15 protein-coding genes and 1 pseudogene are annotated in these 18,248 nt (G+C 41.4%); 7 read left to right on the top strand and 9 right to left on the bottom strand.

The window, feature by feature from the left end; all coding sequences use genetic code 11:
- Window positions 1-42: 42 nt before the first annotated feature.
- The 3 genes from BLU98_RS17975 (at window position 43) to BLU98_RS12040 (ending at window position 2,620) form a co-directional block, all read left to right on the top strand.
- Entirely contained in the window at window positions 43-723 is a 681-nt protein-coding gene (locus BLU98_RS17975; protein WP_307777217.1) for a PDDEXK-like endonuclease domain-containing protein, read from the top strand.
- Window positions 724-739: 16 nt separating this feature from the next.
- Window positions 740-1,540, top strand: coding sequence for a phage antirepressor KilAC domain-containing protein (locus tag BLU98_RS12045; protein WP_257574945.1), 801 nt, complete (start codon window positions 740-742; stop codon window positions 1,538-1,540).
- A gap of 189 nt (window positions 1,541-1,729) precedes the next feature.
- Window positions 1,730-2,620, top strand: coding sequence for a hypothetical protein (locus tag BLU98_RS12040; RefSeq protein ID WP_092724382.1), 891 nt, complete (start codon window positions 1,730-1,732; stop codon window positions 2,618-2,620).
- Window positions 2,621-2,651: 31 nt separating this feature from the next.
- Here the strand turns inward: BLU98_RS12040 and BLU98_RS18115 are convergent.
- Window positions 2,652-2,912: pseudogene (locus tag BLU98_RS18115) on the bottom strand (HNH endonuclease); the annotation flags it as partial.
- Between BLU98_RS18115 and BLU98_RS18110 the strand changes: the two are divergent.
- The 4 genes from BLU98_RS18110 to BLU98_RS12020 all read left to right on the top strand — a co-directional run bounded on the left by BLU98_RS18110 (window position 2,835) and on the right by BLU98_RS12020 (window position 4,816).
- Window positions 2,835-3,062, top strand: coding sequence for a JAB domain-containing protein (locus BLU98_RS18110; protein WP_092724377.1), 228 nt, complete (start codon window positions 2,835-2,837; stop codon window positions 3,060-3,062). The pseudogene BLU98_RS18115 and the gene BLU98_RS18110 sit on opposite strands and share 78 nt — an antisense overlap.
- Before the next feature lie 113 nt (window positions 3,063-3,175).
- The gene (locus tag BLU98_RS12025) at window positions 3,176-3,703 is read left to right on the top strand and encodes a hypothetical protein (RefSeq protein WP_092724375.1); all 528 of its coding nucleotides are present in this window, start codon (window positions 3,176-3,178) and stop codon (window positions 3,701-3,703) included.
- Window positions 3,700-3,876 carry a hypothetical protein gene (locus BLU98_RS17865; protein ID WP_257574944.1) on the top strand — a complete coding sequence of 59 codons (177 nt, stop codon included), beginning with the start codon at window positions 3,700-3,702 and terminating at the stop codon, window positions 3,874-3,876. Before BLU98_RS12025 ends, BLU98_RS17865 begins: the two co-directional genes overlap by 4 nt.
- Before the next feature lie 64 nt (window positions 3,877-3,940).
- The gene (locus tag BLU98_RS12020; RefSeq protein WP_257574943.1) at window positions 3,941-4,816 is read left to right on the top strand and encodes a DUF4238 domain-containing protein; all 876 of its coding nucleotides are present in this window, start codon (window positions 3,941-3,943) and stop codon (window positions 4,814-4,816) included.
- A 531-nt stretch (window positions 4,817-5,347) separates the two neighbouring features.
- On the opposite strand, the gene BLU98_RS12015 is transcribed toward BLU98_RS12020, so the two are convergent.
- The 8 genes from BLU98_RS12015 to BLU98_RS11980 all read right to left on the bottom strand — a co-directional run bounded on the left by BLU98_RS12015 (window position 5,348) and on the right by BLU98_RS11980 (window position 18,182).
- Window positions 5,348-6,802 carry a sulfatase family protein gene (locus BLU98_RS12015; protein WP_092724371.1) on the bottom strand — a complete coding sequence of 485 codons (1,455 nt, stop codon included), beginning with the start codon at window positions 6,800-6,802 and terminating at the stop codon, window positions 5,348-5,350.
- A gap of 61 nt (window positions 6,803-6,863) precedes the next feature.
- Window positions 6,864-8,723 (bottom strand): arylsulfatase, encoded by a 1,860-nt coding sequence (locus tag BLU98_RS12010; RefSeq protein WP_092724369.1) that lies wholly within the window; start codon window positions 8,721-8,723, stop codon window positions 6,864-6,866.
- Between the two features lie 31 nt (window positions 8,724-8,754).
- Window positions 8,755-9,807 (bottom strand): sterol desaturase family protein, encoded by a 1,053-nt coding sequence (locus BLU98_RS12005; protein WP_092724367.1) that lies wholly within the window; start codon window positions 9,805-9,807, stop codon window positions 8,755-8,757.
- A gap of 143 nt (window positions 9,808-9,950) precedes the next feature.
- On the bottom strand, window positions 9,951-11,438 hold the full coding sequence (locus BLU98_RS12000) for a RagB/SusD family nutrient uptake outer membrane protein (protein ID WP_092724365.1): 1,488 nt from the start codon (window positions 11,436-11,438) through the stop codon (window positions 9,951-9,953).
- Between the two features lie 32 nt (window positions 11,439-11,470).
- On the bottom strand, window positions 11,471-14,596 hold the full coding sequence (locus BLU98_RS11995) for a SusC/RagA family TonB-linked outer membrane protein (protein WP_092724396.1): 3,126 nt from the start codon (window positions 14,594-14,596) through the stop codon (window positions 11,471-11,473).
- 743 nt (window positions 14,597-15,339) lie between these two features.
- Window positions 15,340-16,275 carry a hypothetical protein gene (locus BLU98_RS11990; RefSeq protein WP_092724363.1) on the bottom strand — a complete coding sequence of 312 codons (936 nt, stop codon included), beginning with the start codon at window positions 16,273-16,275 and terminating at the stop codon, window positions 15,340-15,342.
- A 69-nt stretch (window positions 16,276-16,344) separates the two neighbouring features.
- Window positions 16,345-16,911, bottom strand: coding sequence for a DUF6498-containing protein (locus tag BLU98_RS11985; RefSeq protein ID WP_092724361.1), 567 nt, complete (start codon window positions 16,909-16,911; stop codon window positions 16,345-16,347).
- Window positions 16,908-18,182, bottom strand: a complete 1,275-nt coding sequence (locus BLU98_RS11980; protein WP_092724359.1) for a PDZ domain-containing protein — start codon at window positions 18,180-18,182, stop codon at window positions 16,908-16,910. The genes BLU98_RS11985 and BLU98_RS11980 overlap by 4 nt, the downstream gene beginning before the upstream one ends.
- Window positions 18,183-18,248: the final 66 nt, after the last annotated feature.

Here is an 18,248-nt window from a genome sequence, read left to right as displayed (position 1 = left end):
CAATTTTCAAATCGTTTCCATTGCAAAATCTGCTAGAACCCAATACAGACAATAATTTCAAAGAACTTATTTATTCAACATCGAAACAACACTGATATTGTATATGACCCCAAAATCATAGGTGTTCCTAAAGTAGCTATTGAATGCGATGGAGCTAAGTACCATTCTAGCCAAGAAGCATATTTATACGACAGGCATAGACAAAAAATATTAGAGAATCACGGTTTTGTATTTCACAGAATATGGAGTACTAATTGGTGGCGTAATTCAAGCAGAGAAACAACAAAAGTTGTTGATTTTATTAAAAAAATTGAATCAACAACAATTGCAAACTATAAAGAGCATTCCGATACCGCATTTGCATTTACTGACGACATCGTAATCATTGAGGACTATGTTTCGCAGACATCATTTATTGATACTGAAAAGGACAACGAAACAATTCAGGCAATTGAAAAGTTTGCCCCAGTTCAAATAAAAATACTTACCGAGGAAGTCAAGTTAAATAGTAAAGTACAAGTAAAATACATGAATAATGGCAAAGACATAAGTGTTCAACTTGTCCCGACAGAGAATAATAAAAACGACAATTTAAACGGTATTCAGAAAGTGTATTACAAATCACCTTTAGCAACGTCTTTAATTGGACATACTGTTGGCGATATTGTAAAAATTGGCAATCTTGACAACTTTGTTGAAATAATTAAAATCACAAACGATTAGCCAACTACCACGAACTATGGAATATTTATCTACAACAAGTCTTGCTAGTGAGCTTGATATCCCACCAAATGAGCTTTTCAGCAAGCTCAAATCATTTGGCTGGATAGACCGCCAAAATGATAAATGGGTTTTGACAGACCTTGGCAAACAAAAGGGTGGGCTGACCCGGAACAATCTGAAATATGGCGAGTATATTGTTTGGCCAGAAAATATTTCGTTAGACAATAGCGATCAGCCAAAAGATAATCACAAATTGCTTAATGCAACAGCAATAGGTAAACATTTTAATGTCTCAAACCAACGCCTCAATCTCATCCTTTCTGAACTTGGTTGGATTAAAAAAGATATTGCAGGTTGGGAAATAACCAAGCTCGGCAAATCACTTGGCGGTAGACAATACGAACATGATACATCTGGTGGAACTTATGTACTTTGGCCAGAATCCATTTTGTCAAACAAAAATCTTATACGCGTATTCAGTGACAGTACATCAATTGTGGAGCAACCAAAAATCATTCATACTCAAAAGGACGATCAACAATCATCCGAACCTTCGATTAAGTCTGAACCGGGCAATTTCAGAGAAAAATTTCCAGCAACATTTAGAACAAAAGATGGACATATGGTCCGTTCAAGAGCAGAAGTTATTATTGACAATGCCTTATATGATTACAAATTGGCTCATGCTTACGAAAGGAAGTTACCAATCGAAGAAGATTTATATTCAGACTTTTTTATTCCAACTGAAACTGTCTATATAGAATATTGGGGAATGGAAAATGACCCAAAATATCTTAACAGGAAAAAAAGAAGTTAGAGATTTATAAAAAGTATGGCTTCAAATTAATCGAACTTACTGACGAAGACATATCAAACCTTGATGACCATTTACCTAAGAAGTTATTGAGGTTCGGCATTAAAGTTTATTGATGATCGAGTCTAATTCTTACCTGTCTTAAAAGCACGGAAGACTGCACAATAATGAAATTATTTAACAAGAGGGAACATGATTGATCTTGATAGTTTTAAAATGGAGGTTAAATTATTAGCCCAGCGAGAGGAGAATATGCTCGCCTTGAAAAAAGCGATTAGCAAGTTTTATTGCAATATAGGAGTACCAATGTTAGAATCCCACCACCCATTTATGATAAGGGCTCGATACAATTCAATAAACGAAAATGGGTTTGGTTTATTTAACAAGAAATCACAAGTATCTTATAATCCATTTCCTGATCTGATTAAATTGCAAAGAGCAAACTTTAATGGAGAGCAGGTTTTTTATGGCTCAATGCCTTTGGAAGATAATGGGAATCATGCAGCAATAACTGCCCTAATGGAAGTTGGTTTCGAATATGCAAAAGATAAAACCAGAATGCGGGAGTATTTTACTGTTTGTAGGTGGCAGATCAATAAACCTTTAGCGTTAATGAATTTGCCATTTTCAAGAACAGCTATCCAAAAAAATTCACAAATGGAGGAAGCGGCAAATGAACAACGAAATTTGATTGTACAACATTTTGAGCAAGAAGGATTAATTAATCCCGATAGTCATGTACAGGCATTGGAATTTATATCTGACTGCTTTTGTGAAAGAACTGATAAAGAGGTATATTATAGAATAACAGCAACATACTGCCATTTCATTCGAGATTGGCTAAAGAAGAACAATGTGCATTTTGATGGATTTTTATACCCGAGTGCAAATACAGAAGCAACTGGCGTAAATGTGGCACTAAATAAAACCTTAGTGGACGACAATATCCTACAATTGGATTATGTGAAGTTAATGTGCTTAATAAGAAACCCTTCAGACCCAAAAGCAATGAATTTTGCACCAGCAAGTGAGGATGTATTTCCCGATGAGAATGGAAATTTTAATATTGTGAGCATTTATTGAAGCACAATAGTCACTAACTTAAGCCTATAAATCAAAGGTATTTCAAGCATTCTGACCGCTTACTTCGGGTTCGCAGTCTGTTCCTTAGAGTGCTATGATTCACTCCATAAAAAACAGCAGCTTCTTTGATGGAATTAAATACTTGGCCATTACATTCATCGACTAGCCTTCGTTTTGTAGTATCTGGCACCTTCCATAACTGTTTATCAAAAGCATGTTGCATATTCTCGGCATGGGTAACCCATTCAAGGTTTGTAATGGCATTATCCTGCTTGTTACCATTAATATGGTTTACTTCGAGTTTACTTCATCACAGGATACTTCCATGACAGAACGAATTAAGGAAGCAGGGAACTTATTAAACATACAAGTGCTTGACCACTTAATATTATCTCCGATCAAAGGAGAGTATTTTAGCTTCAAAGAAGAAGGCGTTTTATAATTAGCTCATTCCTTGTCTGTATAAGCAACATGAGCCGCATCTATCAGCTTCCTAGCTTCTCATAAAGGATCAAAATCATTGCTTTTCATTATAAAAAATCGTAAATTCGTAAAGTGAAAAAACGAAAAGAAACAGGGCTTGATTTTGAGGTAGATAAACTCACTAATTCAATCGAAAACATAAAATCGGGAGATAGTTTTCCGACTGAAATTTCGTTGTTAACCAAGGTTGAACTAAAAAACTTAACAAAGAAAAATGGATGGCTATTTGATTGGAAGTTTGAATTTAAGCAACCTGAACGGGACGTTTATAAATTGACAATCGTAAATAACCAAACCGTTATTCAAGGCCTGATAAGTTTAGAAGTAAAAGCTGACCATGTTTATATGCATCTTATTGAAAGTGCCCCTTTCAATAAAGGGAAAGCAAAAGTTTATGCAGGTGTACCTGGAAATTTAGTTGCGTTTGCTTGTAAACTTTCCTTTCAACGAGGACACGAAGGTAATGTGTCTTTTTATTCAAAAACGCAACTTATTCAGCATTATATTGCCAGCTTAGACGCAATGCATGTTGGTGGACGAATTATGATTATTGATACAACTGCAGCACTTAAACTTATTAATAAATATTTTCCGCGATGAAAAAGAAAAACATTGAACTCGATGTCGATTTTATTGGAGGACAAGGTTATTCTTTAACCAAAGAGGATGAACTTGCCATTAGTGAGTTTATCCGTAAAGACAAAGAAAAGCGCAAGCTTAAAGAACTTAGAAAAAAAGCAGCCGCGAAAAGAAAAGAAAAACACCTCGCTTGAACACTTGTCTGAATATTGATTCGCCGCTGGCATTTATGCAAAGTGAAGAACCTTATACATGACTATGAGTCATCCGAAATACCAAAAACAGCATAGAATTTCCAAAGTATATCTTAAAGAATTTGGATATCAAAAGGATGGGAAATGGTATATTTCTATTTGGGAAAAATCTAAGGATTATACTGACAATATTCTGATTGAAGAATTTACCACTGAAACAAACATATTTGATTTACCCTTCGATGAAGCTTCAATAAAAAGGCATTTTGAAGATACAAGTCAAAAAATTGAAACTCAGTATAAAATCGTACTGAATGCAATAAAAAAACAGCAGCAGTTAACACACAGGCATCAAGACCTTCTCTGCCATTACACAGCAAACTTGATTTGTCGTTCGAAACTAAACAGAGCGTACTTTCAATCTCGTCTTAATAGTGAGATTGCTATAAGCTGTTTTCTGGAAGAAATTACAATGTTTGAACCAGAATCACTTCAAGAGCTTAAAGGAATGCTCCTTCTTGTACCATCGGAACACAGGTTAAATTTGGTTATTGGTAATGTCATGAACTATTTAGTTCGTGTATTAAGATGTTTTTCTTTCTCAATTTTGGAAGCAATCCCAGATAGAGGATGGTTTACAACTGACAATCCTGTATTAATAGACCCCCAAGAAGCAGCTAATATCGAATCGACTGAATATCTATATATCATTCCTGTAGAAAGTGAAATATATCTCCCTCTTTCCCCTGAATACTGCCTTTTCGGGTTTCATAAAAAATCGAATAAGCAAGAAAACCCATTGAGGAAAGTACCCTTGAACAAGATTTGCAAAATTGATGAAGAAACTCATGATAGAATTTGCAAAATGATTTTAGGCAACGGGAGCCAGTATTTTATCTTCAATCAGGAAATAAAGAACATATTTTTATGTGAACTATGATTATAAACAATCAGATTTCACCTATTCAAAACACCATCAAAATTAAATCAGGTCACCAAATCGGTACCAAATTCCGTATTTTTGGCTCCGATAAAGTTATTAAGCTCTTAAAATATTGATTGTCAGATTATTCTGTTAATCAGAGGGTCGCTGGTTCAAGTCCAGCTTTGGGAGCAGAGAAGGCTGTAAATCAATGATTTATGGTTTTTTTATGCCCCGATTTACCCGCTTTTTACCTCACTTTTTGTTCAAATCCGGTACCCATTTCAACCTCATTAGGTACCCATTTTTCTGTTATCACATATTCATAATTACAACTGCTCTTAAGCGTACAATTCAACTCTTATGTCTAGGAATAATATCACTATTCTCGTATGGCTATACAAGAATAAACTCAATAAAAAAGGACTGGCTTCAACAATCTTTAACAAGAGCACGCCAAACGCCAGGCTACATCAAATCCGGAATCAATTGATCAACGCAATCGGATTTTGCATAGGTACTACAAAAAGTAAAACATACTCACCCCATTTAAAATACTCCTTTATGATTGTTTCGAATGGCATTGCTATGCGAACCTGGCATGATGCCGCGCACTCCCTTTGCAGATAAGCTATCGCCACTGATCCGGTGGTACCAATCGGGTGTAAGGTTGGCCGGGAAATCATCACTCGTTTCTTTTTCCCATTGTTGCAAGACCTGCCTTAACTGTACTGCGATCTTACTGTAATGCAGATCATGGATCAGGTTATGGGATTGCAGCGGGTCCTTTCTGATATCATACAACTCTTCAGAAGAACGTGGTGCAATAAAAATATCATCTTGCAATGCTGTAAGCTTTTGCCCAGATTTAGCATTCAACAGATCACGAAAAGAAGGGCTGGTCACTGCATCCAATGGTCCCTGGTTAGAAAGCCTGAATAACTTGTTTTGAATGAACAGGTAATCCCTGGTTCTGATGGCCCTTTCATAAGCCTGGTAGTCGTGCCAATTGTGTTCAGTGAAAATATAGTTCCGGAACTCGTCTTTACCAGAATGCAGCAGGTTCAACAAACTGTGTCCTTGGATTGAAGAGGCTCCTGTTTCAACATGAGCCAGTTCCAGCAAGGTGGGCGCAACATCGATGGCGCTTACGAGGCAATCCATTGTTTGCTTTTGCGGTTTTATCCAGGGCACACGCATTACAAAAGGAGTATTGGTTCCCCGGTCGTATAATCTGGTCTTATCTCCGGGAAAGGGCCGCCCGTTGTCTCCTATAAAAATAATGACTGTGTTATCGTATATGTGCTGCGCCTTTAATTCATTGACCAGCTTGCCCACAAAATAATCGAGCCTTTCAATTTCGCTGTAATAAGAAGCCAGGTCTTTGCGTGTGCTTATACTATCTACCAGGGTAGCAGGTACCTGTATATTCTCCACTGCATGAGGGAAGCTCGTATCGGCTCCCCAGGGCCGGTGTGCATCAAAACTGGCCAGCCAGAAAAAGAAAGGCTTGTCTTTGGGCCTGTTTTGAAGCATGGGAATCCATTGATCTTCACCTCCGTCTCCATTCAATGCCACACCGGTGATCAACGTATCATACGCCCTGCTTGTATTGGAGCCCTCGTGCCATTTACCCAATAAAGCAGTGAAATAGCCGTTCTTTTTCAACAACTCCGGGAAGAAAACCTGCGATGCGGGTAAAGGCGTATGCAATTCCGCTGCACCGGTGTTGTGAGGGTAACGGCCTGTAATAAGGCTTGACCGGCTGGGACTGCAAGAACTGGAAGTGACAAAGAAATGATCGAACCTTACTCCTCCATCCTTATTGATCTCATCAATGTTCGGTGTATGAATGAACGGGTTCCTGCCATAAATGCCAATATCATCCCTGCTGATATCATCCCCAATAATCAATATTATATTGGGCGATTGGGAAAAAACATTCGTGCAAATAGCACAAAGCCAGCCAGTGAATATTCGCCTAAGCAGCATGCCTGTTTTCATTGCTTCCGTTTTTGTAAGAACGCAAGTCGAACAATTGTCATGAGTAAAAGTAACATATTATTTATTTAATGGGCCCTGGTGAATGGCTTCCGTTTGGATGGTGAATACGCCCGTTTATGACGTCATACCAATCAATGAGCGGGTACAAATAATTTGCTTTGGCCTGCTCGTCGAACAGTTTCTTCAATGAGGCTAATTTCTCAGGATATTTTTTAGCAAGATCGTTCACCTCCGTGGGGTCTTCATTCAGATTATACAAATGCCATTCGTCTGCATCGAAACTTTGGTCCTCTATTTTTTTCCCATTTAGGAACGTGAAGTCTGTAATGCCCGGACGATGTGCTGCCGCTGCTTTCCATCCATCTGCATAAATAGACCGGGAACCAAAAATATAATAGTACTGTACTTTATGTTGCGAGGCCGCCTCTTTATCATAGATAGAATAAGCCAGGGAAGTTCCCTGGATACTATCTTGCCGGATACCCTTGATATGATCAGGCTTTTGAATGCCTGTTAATTCCAGCGTAGTAGGCAGGATATCCGTTACATGACCGTATTGGGTTCTGATATCGCCTTTTGCCTTGATCTTTTTAGGATAGAAAATAACAAGGGGGTTGTGCGTGCCGCCTTCAGCATCCGCATCTTGCTTCCATTCCCGGAAAGGAGTATTAGCAGCCTGTGCCCAGCCAAGTGGATAGTTGGTGAAAACCGAAGCGGTACCAATAGAGTCGATCTGTGTGAGGTTGTTTTTGAATTGCTCTTCTTCTGTTTTTGCAGTATACCTTAAAGTATGTTCCAGCGATCCTTCACGGGTACCTTCTTTACTAGCCCCGTTATCGCCAATGATCAGGTAAACGATGGTATTATCCAACAGGTTACGGTCTTTTAAATAGTGTACCAGTCTTCCAATCTCGGCATCTGTGTATGTGAGATAACCGGCATACACTTCAAAGAATCGTTCATACAATTTTTTATGATCAGCGTCGAGCGTATTCCACGCGGGTATATGCGGATTCCGTTCTGGTAATCGGGCATTGGCAGGTATTACACCCAATCGCTGCTGGTTTTCAAATACTTTTTCCCGGTACACATCCCAGCCTTCACTGAACCTGCCCTTGTATTGATCGCTCCAATACCTGCTTACCTGGTGCGGCGCATGTGTGGCACCCGGCGCATAATACAGGAAGAACGGTTTACCGGGTGCACTCTTTTGCTGCCTTTCAATATAGGCGATGGCCTTATCGGTGATCTGTTCGTTCAAATGCCTTCCATCGGGTTGCACATGTGCATTATCTTCCACCAGGTCGGGCTTGTACTGGTCTGTTTCTGAGCCAAGGAAACCAAAAAAGTGTTCGAAACCTTTACCGCTGGGCCAGCGGTCGAACGGACCGGCATCGGTGGCTTCTTCATCGGGTGTTAACCCGTATTTGCCCACAGCAAAAGTATTGTAGCCATTGTCTCTCAATATTTCAGCAATGGTACCTGCGGAAGAAGGAATCCTTCCGTCCCAGCCAGGGTAGCCTGCCGATAATCCTATATGAGAGAAACCGGCTTCGTGCACAAAAGAGCTGTTACGGCCTGTTAACAGGGCAGCCCTGGTGGGTGCGCAAATGGCACAGGTATGAAAATTGGTATACTTCAGCCCGTTATTGGCCAGGCTGTCGGTAATGGGTGTACGGATCAAGCCGCCAAATGCTTCCGACGCACCAAAACCAACATCATCCAATAGCACAAGCACTACATTGGGCGCTCCTTGCGGTGCTTTGGTAACGCGCACCCACCATTCTTTAGAATCGTTCAGTGTTTTACCTATTGTGCCTTTATAAGATTGCGCTGTATGCTGAGTGAATGCTGTCATGGTTGAAAGGATGCTTAATCCAATCATGCTCATTCGCTGGATATATGATCTCGTTTGTTTCATTTGTATGGTTTTAATTAATGGGAAATCGTAGTTATGCAGAATATCCGGGAGTATATTTCACAACTTCTTCACTTACAACCGGACCATCCGCAGCCAGTTCACTGCCACTTTTTTGGGATTTGAACACCGGCCAGAGAAACTGTGCATACCATTCTTCCTGCTGGTAATGTCTGATCCCATAGCCCGAAGGATATTTCCTGGTAATAATGCCTGTACCAAAAATGATATCCCAGAGAAAGAACATGTTGCCGAAATTGCCTTTGTAATAACCTATGCCGTCGTCGGTGGTATCGGCATGATGGGCGTGGTGTGTGGCCGGGGTAGATATAAGCCGTTCCATTATCCATGCAACAGGCTGCAGGAATTTGTATCGGTAAAAAGGCTTGTCCCAGGGAATGCTGGAATGCGCTGCAGTAGTAATCAAAGATTTGATACCACCTACAAACAGGGCAGGTAATCCGAGCCCCAGATAGGTCAGCGTTGCAGTGAGGTAAATCTGTGAAAAGAAAATCGTGTAAATCACATTTTGCCTGCTGGCCATAGCCATGCCCATGTAATTGGCAGAATGATGCGTTCTGTGGAAACGCCATAGCCAGGGTATTTGGTGGTGCAGCCGGTGGTACCAGTATTGGGTGAGGTCATCGGCCACAGCTATGATCAGGAATCCCCACCAGAAAGGAACCCAACCGAAAGTATTCTTAAGCGTGGGCAATAGTGTGGGCAGTAATTGTAAGGTGAAATACACCACACCTGGCCTTATGATGATCCTGGGTAAGGAGAAACAAACAATATCGAGGATCATTTCATTCCTGTTCCAGGCTTTTTTATACAACCCAAAAGCGAATTCAAGTATCCCCACAAAAAGCATGATCAGTGGCAATCCCCAGCTTTGCAGGTTTTCAAAAACCTGCCTGATGATATTCGGCGATTGTTTGGGTAAGGCTCTGAATGTATAGGACAGCCATGGCTTTTGTCCCGTCAGTTTCAGCCAGGCAAACATGAAAAGCACCGGAGCTGCGTAGATCAGCATACTGAGCAGCATATCTTTCCGGATTTTCAATGACAGTTCTTTATTGGGTTTCATATCACTTGTATTTTAATCAGTGTGAGAAAAAGTACAGCGTAAGAAAAAATACCGATAGCGGGATGATGAACAACAAGAAACCTACTGCTATTTTCTTCACTAATAATACGATGTCGTTGATGGTCATAAGATGGAGGTTTGGATTAATAACCCGGGTTTTGCCAAAGGCCTGTGGGGTTCAGGTTCACCTGCGACTGCGGTATGGGATACAGTGTATCTCTTGCACTGACCCCCGTTTTGCCGGGTACATTCTGTATTGACTGCACCAGTATTCCCCAGCGAACCAGATCGAACCAGCGCTGGCCTTCCTGCACAAACTCCAGCAGCCTTTCTTTTCTGAGGGTATCCCTGAACTGAGACTGCGTCAATCCGGCAAGATCGGCAGAAGAGCCGGGCGTATTGATATCGTACCTGTAAGCCCTTCTTCTTACTTTATTGATGGCTTCATACGCTTCGGCAGTGGGTCCGCCGTTTTGTTCATTGATGGCTTCTGCCAATACCAGCAGTATATCTGCGTAACGGATAATGGGGAAGTTCACGGCTGCGAACGACTGGCTCGACGCAAACAGGGTGGTATCTACGTATTTCCTGAACCTGGGTTTTCCTGTATAATAGAATACTTTATTGGTGCTTTGGTTCAAATAATGTGTTGAAAAAGTACCGGCCTTCCTTTGGTCATTCTCTGCATAAACGCGGTAGAATAAAGTAGTGTCTGAAACAATGTCGGCTGTCTCAGTCTGCACGAATCCATTGAAAGAGCAGGGCGGGAATGTATTACCGGCATTGGCGCCCGTGCCCGCCTGCCCTTTTGTAAACTGCGCAGAAAAAATATGTTCAATGCCATTCTTTTTCGACGGATCGAAAGCATCGTAAAAATTAGGGAACAATGCATAGCCATAATTGCCGTTGATGACCTGTCGTGCATAGTTGATGGCATTTGCCCAATCTTTTTTCACCAGGTATACTTTAGCCAGTAAGCTTTTGGCTGCACCGGAAGTAGCCCTGCCGGTGTTTGATCCCGAATAGGAAACAGGGAGGTTTTGCGCGTCGGTGAGGTCGTTGATGATCTGTTTGTAAATGATTTCGCGGGGTGCGCGGGTAGCATTCAGCGTATTGGAATCTAATGATTCGGCCTCGTGTAATACCAGTGGCGCCGGGCCCCATAGTTGTACCACATCGAAGTAAAGCAGGCCTCTTATGAATTTTGCTTCATTAACCAAACGGGTCAGGGTAGCTGTATCACTGGTAGCAATTTGGGGAATCTTGTCAATGGCAATATTGGCCCTGTCGATACCCCTGTACAGTTGTGCCCATGCCAATGCAATGCGGTCATTGCTAGCGTCGTACGACAAAGCACTGATGGCACGCACATTGGGGTTGATGGCCGATGCGCCGGCGGCGGCATAATCGGTTCCCATATCAGTTAGGAAATACAGGTTGCGTCCATACAGCGATTGATCGGATGGATCATACGTGAGGGATGCATATACCGATGTAACGGCAGCATTGGCATCGGAAAGTGTTTTATAATAATTGTTGGCAGCAATAAAACTCGTTGGAGCAACATCCAGTTTATTGCAACCTAAAATAATCGCAACGAATACCAGTATATAGATCAATGTCTTTTTCATTACAATGAATTTGTCTTTATCAATTAAACAGTTTACAAAGTGATCCCTATGCCGAAAGAGTAACTCTTTGCCGAAGGGTAGGCGCCATAGTCAACACCCTGGTACAAATTGTTTTGTTCGAATGTGTTCACTTCGGGATCATAGCCGTTGTATTGGGTCCAGGTAATGAGGTTTTGCCCGGAGAAGAATATGCGCAAGCTTTTGGGTTCTGCATTTTGCGACAGTTTGATGGGGAAAGTATATCCCAATGTGAGGGTTTTGATACGTGCATAAGAACCATCCTGTATCAGCCTGTCGGTAACCACTGCCACCGGTGCATTCGTAGCACGGGGGATGGTGTTGGAGGGATTATTGACCGTCCACCTGTTCAGTTCCTCAGCCGATACGTTAGTGGAAAGTGTAGTGATCTCCAACTGTTGTTGCAGTGCATTGTATATTTTATTGCCATAGCTTCCCTGGAGTAATACAAACAGATCGAAGCCTTTATAAGTGAACGTATTCGAGAACCCGTATGTAAACTTAGGTTGAGCGCTTCCCAATATGACCCTATCGTTGGTATTGATGATACCATCGTGGTTAACGTCGACGTATTTCCTGTCGCCGGGCTGATATACACCGGTAATCCAGCTGGGTTTGGGAACAGATGCGATATTATCTTTCGATTGTACGATACCATCTGTTCTATAACCATAAAACGAACCGAGCGGCTGGCCTACCTGCACGATGATGGGATACAATACCTGGAGTGTGCCACTGGGCAGAACAGGCAGGAAGTAATTGGTATTGGCACCCAGACTGGTTACTTCGTTACGGTTAGCAGCCCAGGTTACATTGGTGCGCCAGTTGAATCCGTCTTTAGATGAGTGCAGCACTTCTGCGCTGACGGTGAGCTCTATCCCTCTATTGGTAACACTTCCAATATTCTCCAGAACGGAACCATAACCGGTTGCAGTGGGAATAGGCACATTCAACAAAAGGTTACTTGTTTTTTTGCTGTAATAATCTGCTACAATGGTGATCCTGTTACGCCATAACCCCAGGTCGATACCGGCATCATATTGCGCTGTTTTCTCCCATTGCAGGTTGGGATTGGGCAGATTCTGCGGAGCAAACCCTGTGATCAGGCCACCATTGAAGGAATAATTCAATGGCGACAACAAAGATGTATACTGGTAGTTACCGATCTCCTGGTTGCCCGTTGTACCACCCGATAACCGAAGTTTCAGGTTGCTGATCGTTTTGCTGGCTTTTAAGAAACCTTCATCATTCACATTCCATGATAAACCCACAGAGGGGAAATAACCCCACTGATGGTTGGGGGAAAACCGGGAAGAGCCATCTGCCCTCAAAGAAGCAGTAAGATTATACCGATGCAGGTAAGAATAATTGACCCTTCCCAAATAAGAATTCAGCACGGTGGTATAGGCCCTTGTAGTGGGTAATCCTGCCGAACCACTTTGCAGGCTGTTGAATGTGGTAAGATCGGTAGGAAAATTGGTGGCTGTAGCCAGCGATAGCTCGCCATTGGATTGCTGGGTAGTATAACCACCGAGTATGTCCAGGAAATGCTCGTTGCCGATGGCCTTATTGTAGTTCACGGTGAATTCTGTTTGCCATGAATGGGTATTCACAGTACCTACAGAACCATAGCCTACGTTAGGAAGTCCGACGGATGTTTGGTAGGGTGCATAAAAATTTTGCTTGGAGAATAGTAAGTCCGCACCAGCATTGATCTTAGCTGTAAGGTCCGGGATGATCTTATACTCCAGGAATACATTTCCCAGTGTTCTGTTGACAATGGTTTTGTTGGTAGTATTTACCAAGTCTGCAATTGGGTTAGGGGTGATGCCATTCGTAATATTAGGTGAATAGGTGCCGGTGTAATTGAAACCACCATCGGCTTTATAAACAGGATTCACAGGTGCAGATTCAATAATGCTCACCCAGGTATTGGGCGCCAAGTTGTTGGATGTGGTACCGGTAACGCCTGTTTGTTCCACATGGGAAGCAATGATGTTGGTACCGATCCTGAAGTTATTGGATATGGTTTTCTCAAAGTTCAGGCGGGCTGAATATCTTTTAAAGCCTGTATTCAGCAAGATCCCGTCCTGGTCTGAATAATTCCCGGAGATGGCATATTTGGTTTTGTTGTCGCCGCCGGAAATACTTAACTGATGTTGTTCAATTTTACCTTTTCTGAGCGCTGCCGATTGCCAATCGTAACCATTGCCCAGCGAATCGATCTGCGCTTGTGTAAAAGCGGGGGCCGCACCCAAGCTGGCCGATATATCATTCCTCAATGACGCCCATTGAGCGGCATTGAGCAGGGATAGTTTTCTGCGTATCTCCTGCCATCCGATGCTTGCTTGATACGACACCACATCTTTATTCTTTTTGCCTTTTTTGGTGGTGATCAGCACCACACCGTTTGCTCCGCGTGATCCGTAAATGGCGGTAGCAGAAGCATCCTTCAATACTTCAACCGATTCGATATCTGATGGATTGATGGTAGACAACACATTAACGCCTGCTCCTTTGTAAACATCACCAGCATTGGCAGCGCCGTTATCGTTATACAGGATGAATCCATCTACTACATACAGTGGTTCGTTCCCACCGGTAATGGAATTACCGCCGCGAACGCGAACGCTGGAACTGGCACCTGGCTGACCGGAACTTTGCGTAACGAAAACGCCGGAAACCGAACCGGCCAGCAGGTTATCGAAAGAAGTAGTGGATTGTTGCAGATTGGCTTTAGGGATAGAAGCGATAGCACCGGTCACATCCGATCTCTTTTGTGTTCCGTAACCCACTACCACTATCTCCGTAAGTTGCGACTCAACAGGAGTAAGGCTGATATTGATGGGCGACCCCGTAGCTTCAACTTCGCTGGTCTTGTAACCAACAAACCTGAGCTGTATGATATACGGGAATTTTTGCCCGGTCCTTAGAACAAACCGGCCCTTTTCGTTGCTGATCGATTGATTGGTGGTTCCTTTGATATTAACAGTAACACCATCAAGTGGTTCGAAGGTTTTGCTGTCGACTATTTTTCCTTCGAGAACAGAATTGATCACCGAATGGGGATTGTCTTGCGCAAGACTGCAGATGTTTATCAGCAACAACGTGAAAGACAGGATATAATTTTTTTGTTTCATTGCATTGTTTTTACCGGAACGAATAAAGTTCCTCTGTTGCCGATCGATGGTACCGGCAACTATGATCAATTGGATATACGTGTTTGGGGAAAGGTAGTCGTTGCCCTAGCCTGAAACAATCAACCACCAATTGTAACAGGTATAGGGCAACCACCCTACCTTATGAAACGGGTTAGTAAGTATAGAGAGACCAGTCTTGGTCTTTGCAGCAAATCAGTACCTCAACAGGTACAACAAGAAGAGGAGTTGTAAATACAGATCAGGTCACATGAAGAGGGTGTGACAGCATTACATTTTGTTGACAACGTTTCGACCAGATTGCCGAAGAGGTTTAGGTAATTCATTTGTTAAGTTTTGCTTCATTTTTTGTCGGTGGTTGAGGCAAAAAACAAAAGTCTACTAAATCTGTAGACAAAAGTATGTAAATAAAAATACCAGCAAAATTATTTTTGACATTTTTTAAATCTTTCAGGTCAGGCATCATTGTACAGTTGTAAGCTTCCCCTAACTGTTACACATGTGCGGTTGGAGTTACCAAGTAAGATTTAGAGTTGCCCCTGTATTGATACCGCTTAAATATACATTAAAATACAAATGAGCCGCGATAACCCACATTAAAAGTGGGTTGGTGTGGGAATACTGTGGGTTTGATGTGGGTTTGCCCCGAACCAAGTGCGTTCCAATTACCTGTCATGAAAGAAAACAACATATCAATACTCGTATAAATGATAGCTTTATTTTCTCTAAAAGCTTCCCTTGTCTATCTTGGCCGCGATATTGTTTACAGCTTGTTCCATAGCATCATATTCGATCTTTTCGGCTTCTCCGTTATTCCATTCAAAATGCCCGAATGAAGATTTGAAAGAAGCCAAAGCCTCTTTGCTGTACCCGCGAATTGCATCTTTGTTTTTAAACAAGACGATAGGCTTCTCCTCGGCATCATATATCCGGAAATCCAGCTTAACTATTGCATGAGGTGGTTCTTTGTGAAACATATTGCTAAACCCACCTAGCGTTTTCCCATCCTCTGTTTCAGATGAAAAATAAACTGATACATGAATGATCATAAAAGCATCTACATTCATATCTTTTGCCATCCTGGCATATACTTTCAATGCTTCATCGCTGTAATAGTCTGCAATAACAGCGCCTGGTTTTTCTTGTCCGTTCTTATCAATTGCAGGCGCTAAAGCTACGCTGGTGTTGCTGCTTGAGATAGCATTAGAATTACCCGTGACAAGCCCGCTCCCTCTACCTCCCATCTTCATATTGACCATCTGCTGTAATTTCTGTAATTGCTCCATCTGGTTATTCAATTGGTTGATCTGTTCTTGCGTAGGCGCCGGCTTACCCTGTATCTCAGACAAGGCTGTTACCATTTTTATCATGCTGGAGTACACCGGTTGTGACTCACTGAAGGGAATCAATTTAATATTAGCAGCATTCATCTTTTCAACTACTTTCTTTTCCAGGAAATCGTAAAAAGGCTGTTGATCGAATCCATATTTCTTAACATCAATTTTCGTTGAATTGAAAATGGTAATATCAGGAACTCCCCAACAATAGGCAAATGCCAATGATTTGATACCGGAGAGCTTCTCTTTGTCTAACTGTTGCCCCCAGGTCTTGCCAGTGACAACAAGCAGTAAGATGACAGCAGAAAATATTTTTATCTTCATAATTGAAAAGTTTTGATGACAAAAGTAGGGGGCAACGATCTTGCCTTACAATACCAACTGGTTTGTATTTTATAGCTTTTGCAGGCGTTCACAAATCATATAGCTGCCTATATCAGTAATTATTTTCAATACCAGAAATACCAGCCCGAAACCAGAAGGCAGGTAGGTAATACAAAAAATTATGACACCTATTGGAACGACCCGCAGGTATGGAAGAAAAAACAATTTTCCTATGTCTATTCCTTTATTGAATGAATAAATGATCAGCCTTGAATTATCGGCTATCATTGAAGCTACCAGTAGCCAAAAAGCTACCTGGAACATTTTCCAATCACCTCCCCGCCAGCTTATTGTATCATTCGCCAGGAAAATATAGAGCATAAAATTGAAAAAACTAAAATGAAAAAGGAAAAACAAAGCCTGTTTTATCCTGAATAGAAGCGAATGATTACTGTTTGGGGAGGGCTTGCAAAAGATAATGGATAATGCATTGAATAACCCCAGCAGCATACTCTGTACCAGGTAAAGGAAAATAACGGCATTAATAGTACCCTGGCGCTCTATATACCGAATAAAGATGTATAAGTTTCCGGCCAGGAGTAGCCAGTATGACGGATTGTTTAATGCCTTCCTCATTCCATTTCAATTTTAACGGTATAATTGTTGTCTTTGGTAACACGCAAAGCAAGCGTAATAAAATGTTCTTTATACGGCATTATGTGCCCAAGGTCTGCAGCGAATACTATGCTTCTTTTATCAAATATGTGGTCAAACTCACTCACCTTCTCATAATAAACAAATTGGTTACTCAATGAATTCTGAATGTCTCTGTAAAGTTCATTGAATACAGAATCGGCTTTCTGCTGGCTTAGCCACCTGTATTCCGCTGTGAAATAATATTTTGGCAATTTATGACTGAATAGTACATCATCCATTGTAAACACCATACATTGTGCGTCTTTAAAACAATATTTCGAATAATAGGAAGTAGCGCCATCGTACAAAGGGGGTCCAGCCAGGCTCTCATGTACTTTATTGGTATAAAAACTATTAAACAGGTATTGAATCTTATTCCTGAATTCCGTTGAAGTTTGTGTTGTATCGGGGTTCACAAATACACAGGAAGGTTTAATTCCTCCTTCAACAACTAATGCGACTTCATAATGACTTCTATCTACGGTTCTATAAGCAGATAAATACGTTCGGCATGCCTGGTACCCATTGAATGTTTTTTTGCTGAAACTAATTTGATGAAAAAAAGAAGTATCAGCAGCCTGATATTCTTGTGAATAGACATGGAGACCAAAATAAAAATTGAGTTGTTGTTCATACCTGGCGAATACGCTCATCGCTTCTTGTGGAGAAGCGCCTGAATAGCAATAGGAAACCACATCATGTTGCTTTAGAAACATATGTTTTCGTAATATCGTTTGATGAGTTGGCGTCAATTGAATTTTCGACTCATAAATAAATGCTTTTTCAGTGGCAGCGCCTTTGAAATCTCCGAAGCTGCTATCGGCCTGTAACAGCAACCTGTTAAGACCAGAAAATAGCAAGGTATCTATATCTACAAACGATTTGGTAAGTACATGAGCATACTCCTGGTTATTCCTGGAAGTTTTGATTTCGATGGTTTCCGGCTTCATCATTTCTTTCACTTCATCCAGGGATTTCTTGCTAATGGCAATACCGTTGATGGCGGTTATTTTATCACCCGTCATTATTCCTGCCTGGGATGCCGGAGATCCCGGATAGATACTGTTCACCACATAATAAGCAGAAAAAGGGTCGTCTTGTGGGCTTTCCTGGCCGTTCTTATAATAATAAGAAAAGCCAAAGCCATGCATTTGTGCCATCATTGCTACATGATATAGCAAGAAAGAAAAAGTGAATATTGTTTTTTTCATGACTTTTCAGGTAAGTAGTTTTACTGCTAAGCAAAATCAGACTATTTACCATAAGTCTAAAATGAC

Origin of the sequence: Hydrobacter penzbergensis (assembly GCF_900106985.1) — a bacterium.
Taxonomy (GTDB): Bacteria; Bacteroidota; Bacteroidia; order Chitinophagales; family Chitinophagaceae; genus Sediminibacterium; species Sediminibacterium magnilacihabitans.
This window is presented reverse-complemented; position numbering and strand designations above follow the sequence as displayed.